The sequence below is a fragment of the Methanobacterium sp. CWC-01 genome (assembly GCF_030323845.1).
Classification (GTDB): domain Archaea; phylum Methanobacteriota; class Methanobacteria; order Methanobacteriales; family Methanobacteriaceae; genus Methanobacterium; species Methanobacterium aridiramus.
On the sequence record NZ_CP040735.1, the window covers coordinates 994,144 to 1,010,988 of the forward strand.

The 16,845-nt window shown below is 44.1% G+C and carries 18 protein-coding genes and 1 tRNA gene; 9 read left to right on the top strand and 10 right to left on the bottom strand.

The window, feature by feature from the left end; all coding sequences use genetic code 11:
* Positions 1 to 171: 171 nt before the first annotated feature.
* On the bottom strand, positions 172 to 1,350 hold the full coding sequence (locus FGU46_RS05285) for an acetylornithine transaminase (RefSeq protein WP_286472365.1): 1,179 nt from the start codon (positions 1,348 to 1,350) through the stop codon (positions 172 to 174).
* A 146-nt stretch (positions 1,351 to 1,496) separates the two neighbouring features.
* On the opposite strand from FGU46_RS05285, the gene FGU46_RS05290 reads away from it, so the two are divergent.
* The 3 genes from FGU46_RS05290 (at position 1,497) to FGU46_RS05300 (ending at position 2,917) form a co-directional block, all read left to right on the top strand.
* Positions 1,497 to 1,838: a hypothetical protein gene (locus FGU46_RS05290; RefSeq protein ID WP_286472367.1), complete on the top strand. Its 342-nt coding sequence runs from the start codon at positions 1,497 to 1,499 to the stop codon at positions 1,836 to 1,838.
* A 141-nt stretch (positions 1,839 to 1,979) separates the two neighbouring features.
* Entirely contained in the window at positions 1,980 to 2,405 is a 426-nt protein-coding gene (locus FGU46_RS05295) for a peptidylprolyl isomerase (RefSeq protein WP_286472369.1), read from the top strand.
* Between the two features lie 233 nt (positions 2,406 to 2,638).
* The gene (locus FGU46_RS05300) at positions 2,639 to 2,917 is read left to right on the top strand and encodes a hypothetical protein (RefSeq protein ID WP_286472372.1); all 279 of its coding nucleotides are present in this window, start codon (positions 2,639 to 2,641) and stop codon (positions 2,915 to 2,917) included.
* A 12-nt stretch (positions 2,918 to 2,929) separates the two neighbouring features.
* Here the strand turns inward: FGU46_RS05300 and FGU46_RS05305 are convergent, their stop codons facing one another.
* The 6 genes from FGU46_RS05305 to hisF form a co-directional block, all read right to left on the bottom strand.
* Complete coding sequence (locus tag FGU46_RS05305) at positions 2,930 to 3,481, bottom strand: GAF domain-containing protein (protein WP_286472377.1); 552 nt, start codon at positions 3,479 to 3,481, stop codon at positions 2,930 to 2,932.
* A gap of 128 nt (positions 3,482 to 3,609) precedes the next feature.
* Complete coding sequence (locus FGU46_RS05310) at positions 3,610 to 4,212, bottom strand: hypothetical protein (RefSeq protein WP_286472379.1); 603 nt, start codon at positions 4,210 to 4,212, stop codon at positions 3,610 to 3,612.
* 4 nt (positions 4,213 to 4,216) lie between these two features.
* Positions 4,217 to 5,203 carry a DNA glycosylase gene (locus FGU46_RS05315; protein WP_286472380.1) on the bottom strand — a complete coding sequence of 329 codons (987 nt, stop codon included), beginning with the start codon at positions 5,201 to 5,203 and terminating at the stop codon, positions 4,217 to 4,219.
* A gap of 335 nt (positions 5,204 to 5,538) precedes the next feature.
* A complete protein-coding gene (locus FGU46_RS05320; RefSeq protein ID WP_286472388.1) occupies positions 5,539 to 6,030 on the bottom strand; it encodes a hypothetical protein in 492 nt (163 codons plus the stop codon).
* A gap of 54 nt (positions 6,031 to 6,084) precedes the next feature.
* On the bottom strand, positions 6,085 to 7,035 hold the full coding sequence (locus FGU46_RS05325; RefSeq protein ID WP_286472390.1) for a hypothetical protein: 951 nt from the start codon (positions 7,033 to 7,035) through the stop codon (positions 6,085 to 6,087).
* 19 nt (positions 7,036 to 7,054) lie between these two features.
* Positions 7,055 to 7,879 (bottom strand): imidazole glycerol phosphate synthase subunit HisF, encoded by an 825-nt coding sequence (gene hisF, locus FGU46_RS05330; RefSeq protein ID WP_286472391.1) that lies wholly within the window; start codon positions 7,877 to 7,879, stop codon positions 7,055 to 7,057.
* 173 nt (positions 7,880 to 8,052) lie between these two features.
* On the opposite strand from hisF, the gene FGU46_RS05335 reads away from it, so the two are divergent.
* From FGU46_RS05335 to FGU46_RS05345, 3 genes are all read left to right on the top strand, one after another.
* Positions 8,053 to 8,721 carry a DUF4013 domain-containing protein gene (locus tag FGU46_RS05335; RefSeq protein WP_286472400.1) on the top strand — a complete coding sequence of 223 codons (669 nt, stop codon included), beginning with the start codon at positions 8,053 to 8,055 and terminating at the stop codon, positions 8,719 to 8,721.
* Between the two features lie 29 nt (positions 8,722 to 8,750).
* On the top strand, positions 8,751 to 8,972 hold the full coding sequence (locus tag FGU46_RS05340; protein ID WP_286472402.1) for a VOC family protein: 222 nt from the start codon (positions 8,751 to 8,753) through the stop codon (positions 8,970 to 8,972).
* A gap of 123 nt (positions 8,973 to 9,095) precedes the next feature.
* A tRNA-Arg gene (locus FGU46_RS05345) sits at positions 9,096 to 9,171 on the top strand.
* A gap of 162 nt (positions 9,172 to 9,333) precedes the next feature.
* Here FGU46_RS05345 and FGU46_RS05350 read toward each other — a convergent pair.
* On the bottom strand, positions 9,334 to 11,205 hold the full coding sequence (locus FGU46_RS05350; RefSeq protein WP_286472405.1) for a helicase C-terminal domain-containing protein: 1,872 nt from the start codon (positions 11,203 to 11,205) through the stop codon (positions 9,334 to 9,336).
* 136 nt (positions 11,206 to 11,341) lie between these two features.
* On the opposite strand from FGU46_RS05350, the gene cobI reads away from it, so the two are divergent.
* Positions 11,342 to 12,040 (top strand): precorrin-2 C(20)-methyltransferase, encoded by a 699-nt coding sequence (gene cobI, locus FGU46_RS05355; RefSeq protein WP_286472410.1) that lies wholly within the window; start codon positions 11,342 to 11,344, stop codon positions 12,038 to 12,040.
* A 16-nt stretch (positions 12,041 to 12,056) separates the two neighbouring features.
* Positions 12,057 to 13,043, top strand: a complete 987-nt coding sequence (locus FGU46_RS05360; protein ID WP_286472418.1) for an alpha/beta fold hydrolase — start codon at positions 12,057 to 12,059, stop codon at positions 13,041 to 13,043.
* Between the two features lie 9 nt (positions 13,044 to 13,052).
* Here the strand turns inward: FGU46_RS05360 and FGU46_RS05365 are convergent, their stop codons facing one another.
* Positions 13,053 to 13,811: a V4R domain-containing protein gene (locus FGU46_RS05365; RefSeq protein WP_286472419.1), complete on the bottom strand. Its 759-nt coding sequence runs from the start codon at positions 13,809 to 13,811 to the stop codon at positions 13,053 to 13,055.
* 162 nt (positions 13,812 to 13,973) lie between these two features.
* Between FGU46_RS05365 and FGU46_RS05370 the strand changes: the two genes are divergently transcribed.
* On the top strand, positions 13,974 to 15,197 hold the full coding sequence (locus FGU46_RS05370; RefSeq protein ID WP_286478205.1) for an FprA family A-type flavoprotein: 1,224 nt from the start codon (positions 13,974 to 13,976) through the stop codon (positions 15,195 to 15,197).
* A 176-nt stretch (positions 15,198 to 15,373) separates the two neighbouring features.
* Here the strand turns inward: FGU46_RS05370 and FGU46_RS05375 are convergent, their stop codons facing one another.
* Positions 15,374 to 16,726: an FAD-dependent oxidoreductase gene (locus tag FGU46_RS05375; protein WP_286478210.1), complete on the bottom strand. Its 1,353-nt coding sequence runs from the start codon at positions 16,724 to 16,726 to the stop codon at positions 15,374 to 15,376.
* Between the last annotated feature and the right edge of the window lie 119 nt (positions 16,727 to 16,845).

The following is a 16,845-nucleotide window of genomic DNA, read 5'->3' on the forward strand; positions in this document are numbered from 1 at the left end:
AAATAAAAGATAAATAATGTAATAGGTTTATTACTGTTTTACTATAAAAAGATGGGGGTTATGGGTTCGAAATTAAATAACCCTGACTTCCCAGGGAAATAGCAAAATTTTGTTCAACAAAAAGAGTGCTAAAAAAGAATAAGTTTGGTGGAAGAGCATAATAGACGGAGATTAATCTGATATACGGGCTAAAATCTCATCCAGAATATTTATAACGGTATCAATTTCTTCTCTGGTGATAACCAGGGGAGGAACGAACCTTAACACCACATCGGCTGCACAATTCACTAGTACCCCTTTCTCCCGCATCTCATTGACGATGTTAGCGCAGGGCATACTTAATTCCATTCCCAGCATCATACCCACACCCCGAACATCCTCCACGATACCATGTTCTTCCCGAAGCTGGCAGAGGCCATCATGGAAGTACTTACCATATTCTCTGGATTTCCGAAGCAATCCTTCGCATTCAATGGTTTCTATAGATGCCAATGCTGCAGCACAAGCCAGTGGTCCTCCTCCGAAGGTAGCAGCATGGTCTCCTGGTTGAAATGCACTGCCCACTTCGGCACTGGCCAGCACGGCACCCATGGGGAATCCTCCGGCGATGGCCTTGGCCAGGGTGGTGATGTCAGGAGCCACCTTGAAGGTTTGGCTGGCGAACATCTCCCCGGTACGTCCGAAGCCGGTCTGCACTTCGTCAAATATTAGCAGCACGCCCTTTTCATGGCATAACTTTTTTAATTCTTCCAGATAACCGTTCGGTGGCACTATAACTCCGCCCTCGCCCTGAACCGGCTCCACCAGCACGGCGGCGGTATCGGTGGTTATGGCCTCCGCAACTGCATTCACATCAGCGTAGGGCACATGTTTGAAACCAGGAGTTAGGGGTCCGAAACCTTTCTGGTACTTTTCCTGACCAGTGGCGGTAATGGTGGTGATGGTGCGTCCGTGGAAACTGTTTTTCATGGTAATTATCTCACCCTTCCCGGTATATTTGCGGGCCAGTTTAATGGCGCCTTCGTTGGCTTCGGCTCCACTGTTGCAGAAAAAGGCCTTACCGTGGGGCGAAATCTGGGCGAGACGCTCTGATAGCTTAACCTGTTCCTCGGTATAATAAAGATTGGAGGTGTGGATCAATTTTCCTGCCTGGCGAGTTATGGCCTCCACCAGGCGAGGATGGGCATGACCCAAGTTGTTCACGGCAATACCAGCCACGCAGTCAATGTAAGAACGGCCTTCAACATCCCATACTACGGCTCCCCTGCCTTTCTTTAGGGCTATTGGTTGCCTTCCGTAGGTCTGCATGACATATTCTTTATCCAGGCCCATGATTTCACTAGTGTTCATTTCTTCACCTCTAAAAAATCTACAATCTCCTATCTTCTTATTAAACCGTGTACTTTATAATATTTTCAGACTAGGGTCTCAACGATCTGTCCAATAATCTCTACTCCCTTCTAGGAGGAACCATTAAATAGTGGCGAAACCCATGGATGGCCATGGAACCCAAAGAAACGATCATCTACGCGGGAGTGGCCTTCCTGCTGATCATGGGAATATACAGTGCCATCACTGGCCTCTTTTCCATGGGCATAACCTGGATAATAATAGCAATCTTCTTTTTAGCCATCTTCAAACAACTGGGAAGGCCAGTAAAAGGCTTTAAACTACGCAAGATCATAATACTGGGCTGTTCTCTGGCTCTTTTCGCACTGGGTTTATACAATTTCTTCCAGGGCCTGATCCTATCCGGAGTTTCCTGGGTAGTGGCCGGTATTCTGGCTTTACTCATGGCCTTCATGGTAAAGGGCCCTCATGATTTCAATCAAATTTAAAGCACAATTTTTATGTAATAGGTGTTTTTATGGATAATTTTTGTTCTGGAAAGGTATTTCTTTAATGGTAAATTTAGATCCAGATCTTTAACTACATCAGGTTTATTACATCAGGACTTATAACTTAAGGATGGTGATATCATGAAAAAAGCAAGGATTGAAACTGATAAAGGAGACATTGAACTAACCCTTTTTGATAAAGAAGCTCCGAACACCGTTGCTAACTTTGAAAAGCTGGCAAAATCTGGTTACTATGATGGATTAACCTTCCACCGGGTTATCCCAGATTTTGTCATCCAGGGCGGCTGTCCCAAGGGTGATGGTACGGGAGGTCCAGGTTACACCATTAAATGTGAAATTAATCCCCATAAACACGGTACTGGGGCTTTATCTATGGCCCACGCCGGTAAAGACACTGGTGGTAGCCAGTTCTTCATTACCCACAGCCCACAACCCCATCTGGACGGGGTGCACACTGTGTTTGGGAAGGTGGTAAAGGGTATGGATGTAGTTAACACCATCAAAGCCGGTGATGTAATGCGCAAAGTCACCGTGTATGATGAATAATAAACCAGCAGCCAAAGGTGAAGGTTTAATGATTCAACTATACACTCTTTTTTAATTTTCTTTTCTAAATAACTGTGGCAGGAATAGGATTAACACGTCTATCAGCTATATAGTTCTTAAGATATCTTATCTAATTTTCCTGACCTCAAGGTAGGTCCATCGGGAACTGGAATGACTAAGAATATCCTCTGGGGGAAAATATACATATAGGAGTCGGGATATAGGGTATTCCAATGAAAAAGGAAGCCATTAATTATCTGGAAAGTTATGGCAACATCATAATCTACGTAATATTTATAATGGGAACCGTGGTAATAGGTAACCTCTTTAACGCCTGGTCCGGTAACACTCCCCAGATTATAATCATTATCATGTGCCTGTTGGTACTATTTGACATATTCCGCCAGTCACTGGTAGACCCTAAGAAGAGCAGGATGCTAAGGAAAGTTATACTCATTACCTTGGTTGGTCTGGTAATAATAGCGGCCTTATGGTTCTTCTTTTTAAAATAAGATATCAAATTCTCACAGCAGCTTTTTAAGCACCAGGGCATATAATTCTGCTACCTGTTCGGCAATTCGCACCTGGGATTTATCATAGTCCACTGCCGAGTTGCCCAGCACAATCTGGCCCAGCACCTCCTCCCCATCTAAAACTGGAACCGAAAGGAATCGAGCTACCGGCTCATGGAGTGGTGGCAGACCATGGGCCGCCGGGTGATGGGCAGGATCATTGGTGTAAATAGACTGTCCAGTATCCAGAGAATAGCCCAAAAGACCGCCATAGCTTCCATCATTCAATACTTTGAATCTGGCTTCTCCTATTTTTTCATAAATTTGACAGGAATCGGTTAAATGTGAAAAAGATATTCCCACACTATCTCCATTTTTAGGATCCACGAAGGCCATATAACCATGGGGACTATGGGTTAACTGGGTAACCACCTCCAGGAACAGATCTGAAACTTCCTTTAATGAGGAATCAGGACTTAAATCTTTAACCCGACTTTTTAAGTAATCCAGTTTCTCCTGAACCTCAATTTCTACATGTTTTTCTTTTTGAATCCTTCCTTTCATGTCTGGATCGTCCCGGTTATTATTTAATTTCTTTTAGGGTGGATTGATAATTAATGTTTATTCACGGGAACCGATTAGCTTCGATGGGGCCGGTTAATCCTCCAACTAAGGCTATAGATTCGGGAAATTCAAAATTGGAGTTTCTTATCCAGAACCTGTAACACCACCCCTAGTATGAAAGGCACTGGAATTTCCAAGCCCTCAACGGTTTTCAAGTACCATAACGCCCCCCGATGATAAACTTTGCCCGCACGAGCCACCCGAAAAGGTACTCCGGCGCACAGCCCTGCCTTAAAAAACCAGGAAACCGGACAGGGCATTTCAAGTGGTATGAGGACCAGATCACCTTTTTTAACCTTTTGAGGCTGGGGTTTAATGAGCAGGGCACTGTTTTCTGGAATATCAGGAGGGAACCCATTCTTGGTCTTAATTATTATAAGCGTTTCGTCTTGATGCCGGTTTTCTTTTTTAAATCTTTTTTCCAGGAATCTAGCAGTAATGGCCTCTAATTCATCTTCAGAGCGATTTTCTCTGATATTTTCCCAAACTCCTTCTTCCAGGGCTTTCTGTATCTTTAACCAGGCGTGCACTTCTTTACAGTTAGCTTGGTTACTGGTGGAATGCATAGGACACTTCCAGCAGTGATCTTCCTCGAGGCTGTTCATTAATTTCCTATAATCCCTCCCTGCAGATTTCTGAAAATCTTCCAGGGTTTTTGAAAATTCTCCCATGCTATCACTTCTTGGTAGGCCGTAGAGAATCTAAAAGTCCAGATTTACGCGCGTAATGGAATAGGTAGAGCTGCACGTAACCAGCGTAATCACCAAACTCTTCTCTACCGAATTCTCGCACTTCATGTGGTTTTAGTTCCTTACCCGGAAAATAGAGATGTTCTACGATACGTTTAATCCACACATCCACCGGGAATGCTTCTCCCATACCAAAACCATAAAGTAGGATGCAGTCAGCTACTTTGGGTCCCACTCCCGGAAGTTCCAGGACAGTGTGAAATGCATCTTCATATCTCATTTTGGCCAGCTTTTCCAGGCTCATCTTATCCTGCACTATCTGCGCGGCCTGAGTAATATACTTGGCCCGATAGCCCACTCCGCAGGCCTGTAGATTATTCTTAAACACGAAATCATCTGGTAATTCATCTTCACATCTTTGCATTTCTTCCAAATCGTGTTCTGGAACAGTGGCCAGGATTTCGGGGGAGGGAAAGGTGTAGAAATTTCCAGAACTAAAATGATAACCCTGTCCCCATTGGTGCTTTATATCCTGGATGGAACGGGTCCAGCGTATGATAGAACAGTTTGCCGAAGATATGGAAGAAATAATACATTCAAAGGGATCATGGGCTTTGAAGAGTCTCAGGCCATGGCAAAAATCGATGGTGGGTGTTAGAACAGGATCATTCCTTAAAAATTGATAAAAGTTATTTAAATCAAAGTTTAAGTCGAATATCTCCATTACTTTGAGTTTTATCTGGTTCTCTGTAATTTTATATGAAAATGAGGCTCTTACTTCAACTGGTCGTTTGGCGCCGGGTTGGTGGGCAACTTCAAGCAGGCAGGGGGCGCCATTTATTAAAACCAACTCCTGAAAATAATTATCATCTTCTTTCCAGGCTGGTTGAGAAGTTTGGCCACTATTAACAGTTAGAGGAATGTTAAGAGGGCCTTTAAATTCTTCTGAATTTATTTCCAATTCAGTTTTCATACAATTATTCCTTTAATGATTAAGGGGTATAATTCCTTTGGTGACTATACAACCTTCCAAGGGCCCGCTCGAAATTAGCATAAATAGCATCTACAGCCGGCTAATTTTTAATAAATGGCTTGAATGCTTTAAATGCCATAAATTTGGTCTAATTTTTTAAAAATAGGCTTAATGTTAGGCTTAATGTCATGTGGGGGTAAAAAATAGTTAACTAAATAGCATTTACTTATCCGTATCTTATCCATATAATTATGGAAAAATTATAACTTTATAGATTAATTTGGAAAAATAAGTCGATTTTTTTCTTATCACTATATAGAGCGACCTATCAGATATCATGTTTCCTGGTAAGAATCCAGTTTTTGACTAATATGTTGATAAATCTCCTTGTTAACTCCTACTTTCCTAATAAATTTGTTGGAATATTTAATGTCACCCCTTCGGGGGTTATCTTGCCTCATAACGTACATACATATGGCAGTTATGATCATCAGGGGGCCGGTTTGTCTACCCTTTCCTCCCCGATAGAGTTTTCTGAAATCAATTTTGGATATTATCTCTCGGGCCCTATCCTTTTGTCCTCCTCCCACCGGTAACATAACCTCATCTCCATCTTCCCTTTTGGTTAAGACAAGAGTGGGGCTGTGGCCGGTCATCATGAAATTACTGGCCACTATACTCAGCATGGCCACCTTTTCTTTTAAACGGAAGTCTTCTTCAACTGTTTTTTCATGATAAGGCTTGTATTTTTCGTATTTCTTGATTTTATTTTCCATTCGTTCGATCTTTGTTTTTTCGTCCAGGAAAATGTGTTTTCTTCTGTTCACTTCTCTCGCCTATCACTGGTTTTTTCTAGGATATGTTCAGTGTTAATTATTATATTATTCCAGATCCACTTCGTTATCCCCATATCTGAGCCGCTTCTTCTTTATCCACACGAAACCCTGGTCGGGGGTTATCACCGCCACATCAATGGGTCCACCCACACCTGGCATATCCCCCGGGTCGGCGTTTATACCGTCGGAGAAGCGTTGCATGGCGCTGGTGGTCTGGATCATCAGGGTTGAGAAATCAACGGCATCCTGAAGGCTCATGGCCCCCCACTGGATGGCGTACTCCAGGCCCTGGAGCTGTCTTTGAACCTCAGCTTCACCCCGGCTTTGGAACATCTCTTTCATGAAGTCTACATTGGCAATACGCCCATCGAAGCCCAGCACGATCCGGGTGACAACGTCGCCCTGCCCAATCCAGGAACTGCCGTACTGCTTATCCAGCTGGTAACTGTCCCGCAATTTCTGTATAGGGCCGGGTATGCGGCAGCTGAATACCTGGTGAGATCCATCGGCATTATAACCTGCTACTAATAGTTCTATGGGGTCTAAAGCAGCGGTAATATCTTCCACTACGCCTTGGGAGTTCTGGTAAGTGAATTTGACTTGGTTGTCCATTTTCTGGACATTCAGGATACGCAGCCCCTTGGAGTGCAAATCGTGGGCGATTTTACTTTCCAGTTCGTTAAGCTGCGTTTTCCACTTGTATCTCTGGTTGAAAAGGTCGTACAATCCCTGTGCTGTTTCTTCAACCTCTAATCCCTCTACTTCTGGGTCGCGCTTATATTCTTCGATGAAATGGCTCACATTTTTAACTACAGCTCCTTCAGGCAAAAAGGCCAGTCCTGCCGCGCCCACACCAATCCGGTTATTTATTTGGAATAGTTTGGAGGCGGTATCACTCCCAACCCGGGCCATGCCCTTCATGTTACGATAGGACTGGCGGCTGTCAGCGGCCAGGACAATTCCCTCCGGGGTGGTGCTGTTAATTATTAGTGACATTTTGATTCCTCAGATTTCCCTATATCCTTACTTCAACTCCCTTTTTCCGCAGGTACTCCTTAACCACCGGCACGGGATACTCGTTGAAATGGAAAATACTGGCTGCCAGGGCGGCATCTGCTTTACCATCTTTAAATGCGCGATATATATGTTCAGGATTTCCTCCACCGCCGGAGGCGATTATGGGAATGTCAAGCAGCTCACTCATGGTCCGGTTCAGGGGAAGGTCGTAGCCATCCTTGGTTCCGTCTCTATCCATGGAGGTCAGCAAAATTTCACCTGCACCCCTTTCTTGACACTCTATAGCCCACTGGATAGCATCTTTTCCTGTAAAATCACGTCCACCGTAAATACTGCAGTCGTACCAGCAATATCCATTCTCAGTTTCCACGATGATCCGGTCATCACTCTCTTGAGGATTATTCACATACCTTCGTTTGGCATCAATCCCAATCACGCAGGCCTGGCTGCCCACGATCTCCGAGGCCTGATTTATCAAATCCGGGTTATGAATGGCGGCGGTGTTGGTTGAACACTTGTCAGCACCGGCTTTGAGCATGTTCACATAATCTTCTGGTTTACGAATGCCTCCCCCCACACATATAGGCACGAACACATTTTCGGTGGTGGCCTTAATGACATCGGCCATGGTCTCCCTCCGCTCGTGTGAGGCAGTGATATCCAGGAACACGATTTCATCCGCCCCATCCTCATAGTACTTGGTGGCCAGTTCCACCGGATCCCCGGCGTAGCGTATCTGTTTAAACTCTACTCCCTTAACCACCCGGCCGTGGGGCACCTGCAAGTCGCAGTCTAAACAGGGTATAATCCTTTTGGCTAACATAAGTCCTCCTTGAAATTGTTTTATCATGAATTTATGATAAGTCTATATCTGATGTCTATATTCTTCTCGATGTAATCGTCCTCAAATTTTAATTTTTAAAGCAGCATATATTAGGCTTTATATTTTAAACCCCGAAATCAAATAATAAAATATAAGACTTACACGGGGAAAATTTGAAAAACAGGAAAATGAAATCAATTGAAATTGTTAAGGACTCCCTAATTTATCCTTTTAATATAAAAAGTTATTTGGGATTATTAATCCTGTTCTCAGCCAGCTTCTTAATTATCCCTGGTATTCTGGCCTTAGGTTATCTTTTCAGGATCATATACTACACCACTGGGGATAATGATGGACATCCAGAGTTCACGGATTGGATGAACATGTTCCGGGATGGTTTAATCTTTCTGGGAATGGCTTTAATATTTGTAATGATATTTTATGGTCTCTTATGGATTTTGGAGTCCTTTTTGATAGGAGATGTTGACCTGAATCTGGCATCATTTACCATTGCTGCCATCTACACTTCCCTATTCAACGCTTTGTTTGTAATGTGCCTGGCGCATATGGCTGATGAAAAAAGCTTTACTGCCGCATTTGAGTTTAAAAAGATTTTTGATCGTATCAAAGAAGTGGGATGGATAAAATATTTGGCTTTAATCCTTTTTATGACCATCTTTGGGGGTTTAATCAACTTCTTGATCGAATTAATTTCTCCTGCACTGAATTTGCCTGGTTTGGGGAGGATTCCAATAGTTATTATGATTACTTTATTGGCTTACACCTATTTATTTAGCTTTGAAAGCCGATTTACCGGGTTAGTATACCTAACAAAACCTTAAAATAGAGTGTAATAATATGAGGGGTGAATATGAGGCAAAAATTAAATATAATCACCCTGGGTGTAAAGGATCTTGAAAAATCATTGGAATTTTATGAAAAAGGATTAAAATGGGAAAAATCAACATCTGGCACGGATAATCTAGTTTTATTCCCATTGGGGGGCATATTTCTGGGTTTATATCCAAGAAAACTTCTAGCAGAAGACGCGACAGTTGCCGACGATCCACCGGATAATTTAGATTTGTTTTGAATAATTTAGGCAGGACATAACCCTTCTTCATCTACTAGCACTTCAATCAATGAATGGCATTAATTGTACAACCATAGTTATATAAGGAAAACCACCTAACATCTGATCTGTCTGTAAATTTTAGGGCCCGTAGTCTAGCCTGGAATATGACGTGGGACTTCGGATCCCAAGGTCGAGGGTTCAAATCCCTCCGGGTCCGCTAATTTTAATTATTTGTTTTGTCACCCTAATTTATTTTGTTAAACGGCAATTTACTACAAGAATGTTATTGAAACCCGGAGAAGAAGGATCAGGAAGGTATTGGAAATGGCTGTCCATAATAAAAAACCAGTAGGTTGATCTCTGAATTAGTAATTACCTTTCACTTTCCATTCCTCACAATGGCCTCTTTAAAGAAGCGGGGAATGAGGTTACGGTACATCTTACCGGTTAAAAGCATTCTTATATTTCCGTCAAGGATGTACGTTTCACAGTAATCATCCTCGGCGCGCATACCCCGTCCGTAGGCTTGGAGCAAGGTTATCACTGTTTTATATGCATACCAGCGTGGGTCTTGCTTACGGCGTTCGTTTACCTGGGGATCGCCCAGGTAGGGGAAGGGTATCTTATAGATTACCTGGAACTGGCACTGTTCATAGGGTAGATCCACTCCTTCGCTCATGGATGGACTCACCAGAATCCTTGGTTCCTGGGTTTTCTCAAATTCATATAGAGCATACTCCCGGTTCTGGCTGTTATGTCCTATGAGCCGGGAACTGTTGAGCTGGTTCATGATATATTGCTGGCATTTGTAGTTGTGGGTGTGTATCAGACCCTTTTCATACTTATGGTGCTTAATGATTTTCTCCAGAATGGGGATGGTTTTGGGTGCGGTACGTTTGATGAGACGTTGAGACATCTTCCCGGCCAAGTTCATATGCACCGGCCGGTTACCAGCGGGGAATGGACTGGGAACTTCCAAGTAGAAAACCTCATCCGGTTCCAGGCCCAGCCACCTGCTGAAAAGTTCTTTATCCAGTATGGTGGCACTCATGAACAGACAGGTATCGGCGTATTGAAAGAGCCGGTTTTCGGTGTAGCCATCCACCCGGAGTGGCTTAAAGGACACCCCCGCGTGGTCAGCATCCACCACCCAGTTTTCGGGCTGGTCTTCCAAATTGTTTAAAAGCTCAGAAAGCCGTAATTTAGTACTGGTCACCCGGTCGGCCTGATTTTTGGGCATCTCCTTCACACTTAGATCAGCATAGGCATCGTAGAGGGACTCTAAAAACAGGATCCATTCCACTGGTTCCTTATAGGCCATCATGGAGCGGGGAATGGTTTTTCTAACATCCTTTTCCAGCCTCTGCCGGGAGAGGTTAACTTCTAACCGTCGCATCAGTTTATCTTCCAGATTGTGGGCCTCATCCAGGACCATCAACTGCCTCTTACCGAAGTGTTTCACGTAGTTAAGCTCTAAAAGGGCGTAGTCATAGTTCATGAGGGTGATGTTGCTCTCGGCTGATTCGGCCTTCTGCTCCCAGTAAGGACAGTGATCCTGTGATCTGAAGTATATGGGTGCTCCGAATGCATCCTGGAAGGCATATCCTCCCTCAAATGGTGACTTGGTCACCCCGTAATCGCAGCTGAACTCCTGGGAGCTGGGGGTAGTCTGACAGGTCCCCATATCACAGCTCAGATCCAGATTACTGTCCAGACAGGCGAAATTTCCCCGACCCTTCACCAGGGGATAGCCAAACTCGGCGGCGTACTGTGACTGCAACTGTTTAGTCATGGTGAGAATGTAGGTGGGCTGATACATGCGGGCCAGGGTGGTGGCCACTGCCGATTTACCAGTACCAGTACCTGCTTCCAAAATCAGATATGGATAGCCCTGTTCAATGGCCTCATTTAAGCGGACAATAATCTCCAACTGACCCTCCCGGGGGGAGGGAAAAGGGAACTCTTCTAAAATTTCCTCTTCAACATGGGGATACATTTTTTTAAGTTCCTTCAAACGTGAAGGGGTTATACGAGTTTCTTTTATTTTTATAGGTACAGTTGCCAATGATTTATGCTTTTGATTTCTAAATAGATCCTTTTCATGGAATTTAGATCTTTGCTGTGGGTTTATTGATTCACCAGCCCCCCTAGCTGACCATTTGCCAGAGGGAGTTGCCCTGCTCTTCCGGGAGGTACATTTGCAGTTAGAGAGTATCATGCCACATTTACTACAGAAAAAGCCATTATCCATGGATTACCTATATTGTGCTGGTGATATAAATAGGTGGAAGCCCCTGATTAAACCTTCAAAAAGGGATTTATTCATCTTATCTGCAATTCAAAGATTATAAAAGATTTCAAAGAATGATTAACACAGGAGTAAATAAATGTCATCAGGAAAACTAATGGGTATCGGTGTAGGGCCGGGAAATCCAGAATTATTAACATTAAAGGCGATAAATATTCTCAAAAATGTACCAGTAATATGTTCCCCTCGTTCAGCCGAATCAAGGCCTAGTTTAGCCCTATCTATAGTAGGTTTTGTACTCGAGTCTCGTGATGATGAATATGAAGTACTGGATCCAGTCTTCCCCATGCACGAGGACCAGGAAGAACTGCATGCACACTGGGATAAAGCCGCCTGTATGGTAAAAGAAAGGCTGGAACAGGGCCAAGACGTGGCTTTCATCACCCTGGGAGATCCTACCGTGTACAGTACCTTTGCGTATCTGGAGAAAAAGATTCGTCACACTGGATTTGAGGTGGAAACCATCCCGGGAATAACCTCCTTCACGGGATGCGCGGCATCGGCTCATCTTTCCCTGGGAGAGAAAGACGAAATCATAGTCATCGTGCCCAAGGTAGATGAAAGGTTAGCCCCCATTCTAGAACACGCCGACACCGCGGTGATAATGAAGACCAGCCGTCACAGTAAAGTACTGCAGGATATTGTAGGGAAGGATCCCAGGCAGAAGGAGATAATTTCCGTACAAAACTGTGGTATGGGGGATGAAAAGATAATAAAAGGATTTTCCCAGGATAAAAAATATCTTTCCACCACCATCATCAAATTCAAGGACCAATGAGGGGGGGGGCCGTCTTATGGAAATCCAACCACAAATCCAACCACAATATATTCATCTGGAGTCTTTTCAGTTTGAATCAGGAGAAGTTTTAAAGGATTTGAAAATCGAATACGCTACTTTCGGCCGTAAAATCACAGATAAGGCGGGAAATATTACCAACGGGGTCTTGTACCTACACGGCTGGTCCGGCAGTTACAGTTCGGTGGGCAATATCGACGCGGTCATTGGTCCCGGGAAGGCAGTGGACACCAAGCGCTTTTTCATAATATCCCCCACAGCCTTGGGCTCATCAAGTTCAGCCTGCCCTTCCACAACAGGACTGGGCCCCACATTCCCTCCTTACACAGTTAAGGACATGGTTAAGTTTCACATGAAACTCATGGAGGCTCTGGGTATAAAACAGCTTAAAGGAGTGATAGGGACCTCCATGGGCGGATTTCAGGCCCTGCAGTGGGCGGTTGATTATCCGAATTTCATGGATTTCCTGATCCTCATTGCCACCGGACCGAAATCAGGAAGACAGATGAACGGTGCCTACGGACTCATGAGCAGAATAATACGAGAAGACCCGGCTTATCGGGATGGAAATTATACTAAAAATCCATTAGGGGCCCTGGAACGAGGTTCTACGGTGGGATTTCTCTGGTCCATGACTCCCGAATACTTTGAACAGGAGTTTGAAACTGATGAAGAGTTCTGGGAGGCCATGGATGAGCGTAATCAGGAAGTGGCAGCTCTGGATGCCAACGACCTCCTTTGGCGTAACCGGGCCATGCTGGACTTCAATTTAGAAAATATGGTTTCTCAAATTAGGGCCAGGACGCTGATTATCGCCATTGCCAACGACCAGATTTTCCCGCCCAGCATCAGCACGGTCCCCCTGGCAGAAGCCATTGAAGATGCCCAAATTTTTATCTATCCGTCCATATTTGGCCATTATGGTTGTGTGAGGGACCTGGAACTGGCAAAAAGGGCTATCGCTACTTTTTTAGAAAATGATTAATAACCGGATTTAAATGGGATTCACAAGAAATTGACAGTATTGATCATACTGTGCATAACATTTAGTTTCTTTCACGGAAACACTTTCTCCCAGGTGAGCTGAAAAAACTGCCTCCAGTATACCGCTATCAAAGGAACAGGCCGGTCTTCCTAAGGGAGGTAGATCTTCACATTCAAAACAGTCGTAGGCCTGTATTATGGGCGGTTCTAGACTTTTGATTTTTAACCTTCCTAAATGGTTTTCTTCCCAAAAATCAGCCAGATTTTTGGTTAGTTTCTCCATAGTGGGTGCTTTTAATTTATGGTAAAAGACTTCCCCCACTTTCACTCCTGCCCGGTGGAGAATGGGGTCTATGTTAATACCTTCATCCAGAAGAGCCACCCGTATAGTGCGAAACATGAAGCGGAAGAAACGGAAGGGGTCGGTGGATTGTATAACGTGGCGGTCTAGATAGAGGTTGATATCGGATTCAATTTCTCTTTCTCGTGATATATCACCTAGATATCTGGAGTTTACGTAGAATATTTTTTTCCGACGATCCTGGGGGTGAGGCTTCCAACTGATGATCTTTGCATCCATTAAATCCTGGAGATGTACCGAAACTGTTGATTTAGATTTTCCAGTGGCGGAAACTATTTCGGAGCCACTCATACCCTTCTCTTTAAGCAAAAATAATATCTGTTTCTTCACCGGGCTTTGTACCACGCTCACGCCATTGGCCGATGAATATATCCTAACCAGATCCGTACTTTTTGTGGAGTCCTTCATAATGTCATTGTTGATATGTACCCCACCACATTTAATGGTTCGTATCTTCCTATACGTTCGTGTATACCCGAACATTTATATAGGATTGGGTCACAATTGCCATATGGAAGTTCGTATTAAGACGAACTATCCTGACGATATGTCATGGGGAGGGTAATGAGTATGAAAGCAATGGCAAAAAAGATGGCAGACGGAGTTTACTGGGTGGGAGTCCTGGACTGGGACATCAGACAGTATCACGGTTACACTTTAAAAGGAACCACTTACAATGCTTATTTAGTATTTGGAGCGGACAAAGTGGCCCTGATAGATAACGCCTACCATGGCAATTATCAGGAGCTCATGGCCCGGGTGGAGAATGCCTTCCAGCAGGAAGGAAAAGAGGTCCAGATTGATATAATCGTACAGAACCATGTTGAAATGGACCACAGCAGCCTTTTAACTGAACTACACCGGAATTTCCCAGAAACTCCTATATACTGTACTAAAATCGCGGTAAAAGGCCTTTTAAAGCATTTCCCTGCCCTGGAAGGGGCTAACTTCATGGAGGTAGGGACTGGTGAAACACTGGACTTAGGAGGAAAAACCCTCACCTTCTTGGAAGCTTTCCTCCTGCACTGGCCGGACAGCATGTTTACTTTCCTGGAGGAAGATGGTGTGCTCTTCTCCAACGATGCTTTCAGTCAACATCTGTGCTTTGCGCAGCGCTATGATAATGATATTCCCGAATATGTTTTGATAGAGGCCACCCAGAAGTTTTACGCTAATCTGCTGACCCCCCTATCAAAACTGGTTTTGAAGAAGTTCCAGGAAGTCACTGATCTTGGTCTTTTGGATCAGATCAAAATGATTGCACCAGCCCACGGACAGATATGGACCGATCCTATGAAAGTCATCGGTGCCTACAGTTCCTGGGCAACCGGGGAGTGTGATGATAAGATTACCATCATCTACGATACCATGCACCACTCTACCCAAAAAATGGCCCATACTATAGCTAATGGGGCAATAAGCGAAGGAGTAGATGTGAAGATGTACTATCTCCATGAGGATGAACGGAGCGAAATGGTGAAGGACATCCTGGACAGTAAGGCCATCGCCCTGGGGGTCCCTACCATTAACGACGAGCCCTATCCCAGTGTGGGTGACATTTTATTCTACCTACGGGGACTCTTATTCAACCGCACCGGCAGGGAAAGACTGGCAGTAACCTTCGGGTCCATGGGTGGACGGGGAGGATCACCCCATAAGCTCGCTGAAGAACTTAATCAATATGGATTCAACGTTAAAGAGGAATATGAAGTTACCTTCGTACCGGACCAGGACGAGCTGTCAAAATGCTTCGAAGTAGGCAAGAAACTGGCCCAAGAGATAAAAGCACTATAATGGGGTTGTTATCTCTTTCCCATCATAGCCAGGGTCGGAACAAAAAATGAAATCTCATAATGATTAAATTTTCCCCCCTCTGGCCCTGGCATGATTTTTAAACTAAATCAATTCTATGCAACTCTAAATGTTATATTTACTCATCTATGCCTGTAGAAGGATGAATAATCATCCTTCTACCCTCCTATTTCTTTAAGCTTCTCACAGGCGTTTTCGGCAGCTAGAATAATGGGGTCAATTACCATGGATACTGGTGGGGCGTAGGAGAACTCCATATTAGCCAGTTCGTAACAGGTAACCTTTTTGGCTATGGCCAGGGCCATGGTGTCCACCCGCTCAGCCACTCGTTCCTCGGCTACTATCTGACAGCCTATAATTCTTCCCTGGAGGTTACACACCATTTTAACATCAATCCTTTTGGCCCCGGGATAGTAACGGGCCTTGGTAAGGGCTCTTTTTTTCCCGGCTATAACGAAAATACCGTTGTGGGTGGCGACGGTTTTGGTTAATCCTACTGCTCCGAATTCGAGGGCACCAATTTTGGCCACAGTGGCATTTAAAACTGGCTTAACTTCGACGGACAGCCCTACAATGTTTTTAGCAGCTATTTTAGCCTGTCGCACTGCTGTTGATCCTAGTGGGGATTGGGTGGGATGGCCGGTGATGGCGTCAGTAACTTCAACACAGTCTCCCACAGCATAAATGCCCGGAATTGATGTTTCCATCTTTTCATTGACTTTAATAGCCCATTTTCCCAGCTCACAACCAATATATTCAGCTAGATGGGTTTCAGGACGCACTCCGGTGGCCATTATCACCAGATCGGCTTCTATTATCTCATCCCCCAGATGAACCCCCTCCACTTCCTTGCTACCCAATATCTTTTCGATGGAACTTCCCAGGATAACCCTTATACCCTCTTTTTCCAGGTAATTCTGAACTAAACGGGCCATACTAGGGTCCAGTAATCTGGGAACTATCTGGGAGACCATTTCTGCCACAACCACATCCAAACCCATTTTTTTAAGTCCATATGCAGTTTCCAACCCAATCAAACCGGCCCCTACCACCACGGCTTTTTGACTTTTCTCTGCCCATTTTTTTATCTTAAATCCATCATTAATGGTCCGAATGGTGAATACACCCTTTAAATTAGCACCTTTCACTGGGGGGATGAAAGGAGCACCTCCGGTGGCTAAAACCAGGTAATCGTAGTCTAATTCTCTTTCATGGCGTATTTTGTCACGTTTTTGGACGTATTTTATTTTATTCAGTTCTTTTTCAATTTCCAATACTTCAGCTTCAGTCAGCACCGTTATACCCCTCTCCTGGTATTCTTCCGGTTGGTGCATTATAATATCATCAAAATTTTCAACATCACCGCTTAAAACATAGGGAATGGCACAGGGGGAATAGGCAACATTTTTATCCCGGGTAATAACCGTAATTTCGGCTTTATCATTGTATTTTTTAATATTAGATGCTGTGGAAAGTCCACCAGCTCCCCCTCCAATAATGACTACCTTCATGTTTTCTTCACATCCCAATATCTACTCCATGTTAACTCCATAGTTAATTCTGTAATTAAATCAAGTAAAAAGATTGGGTCAATTCTAAGATGGGCTATAATGATCGTTAATTAATCATT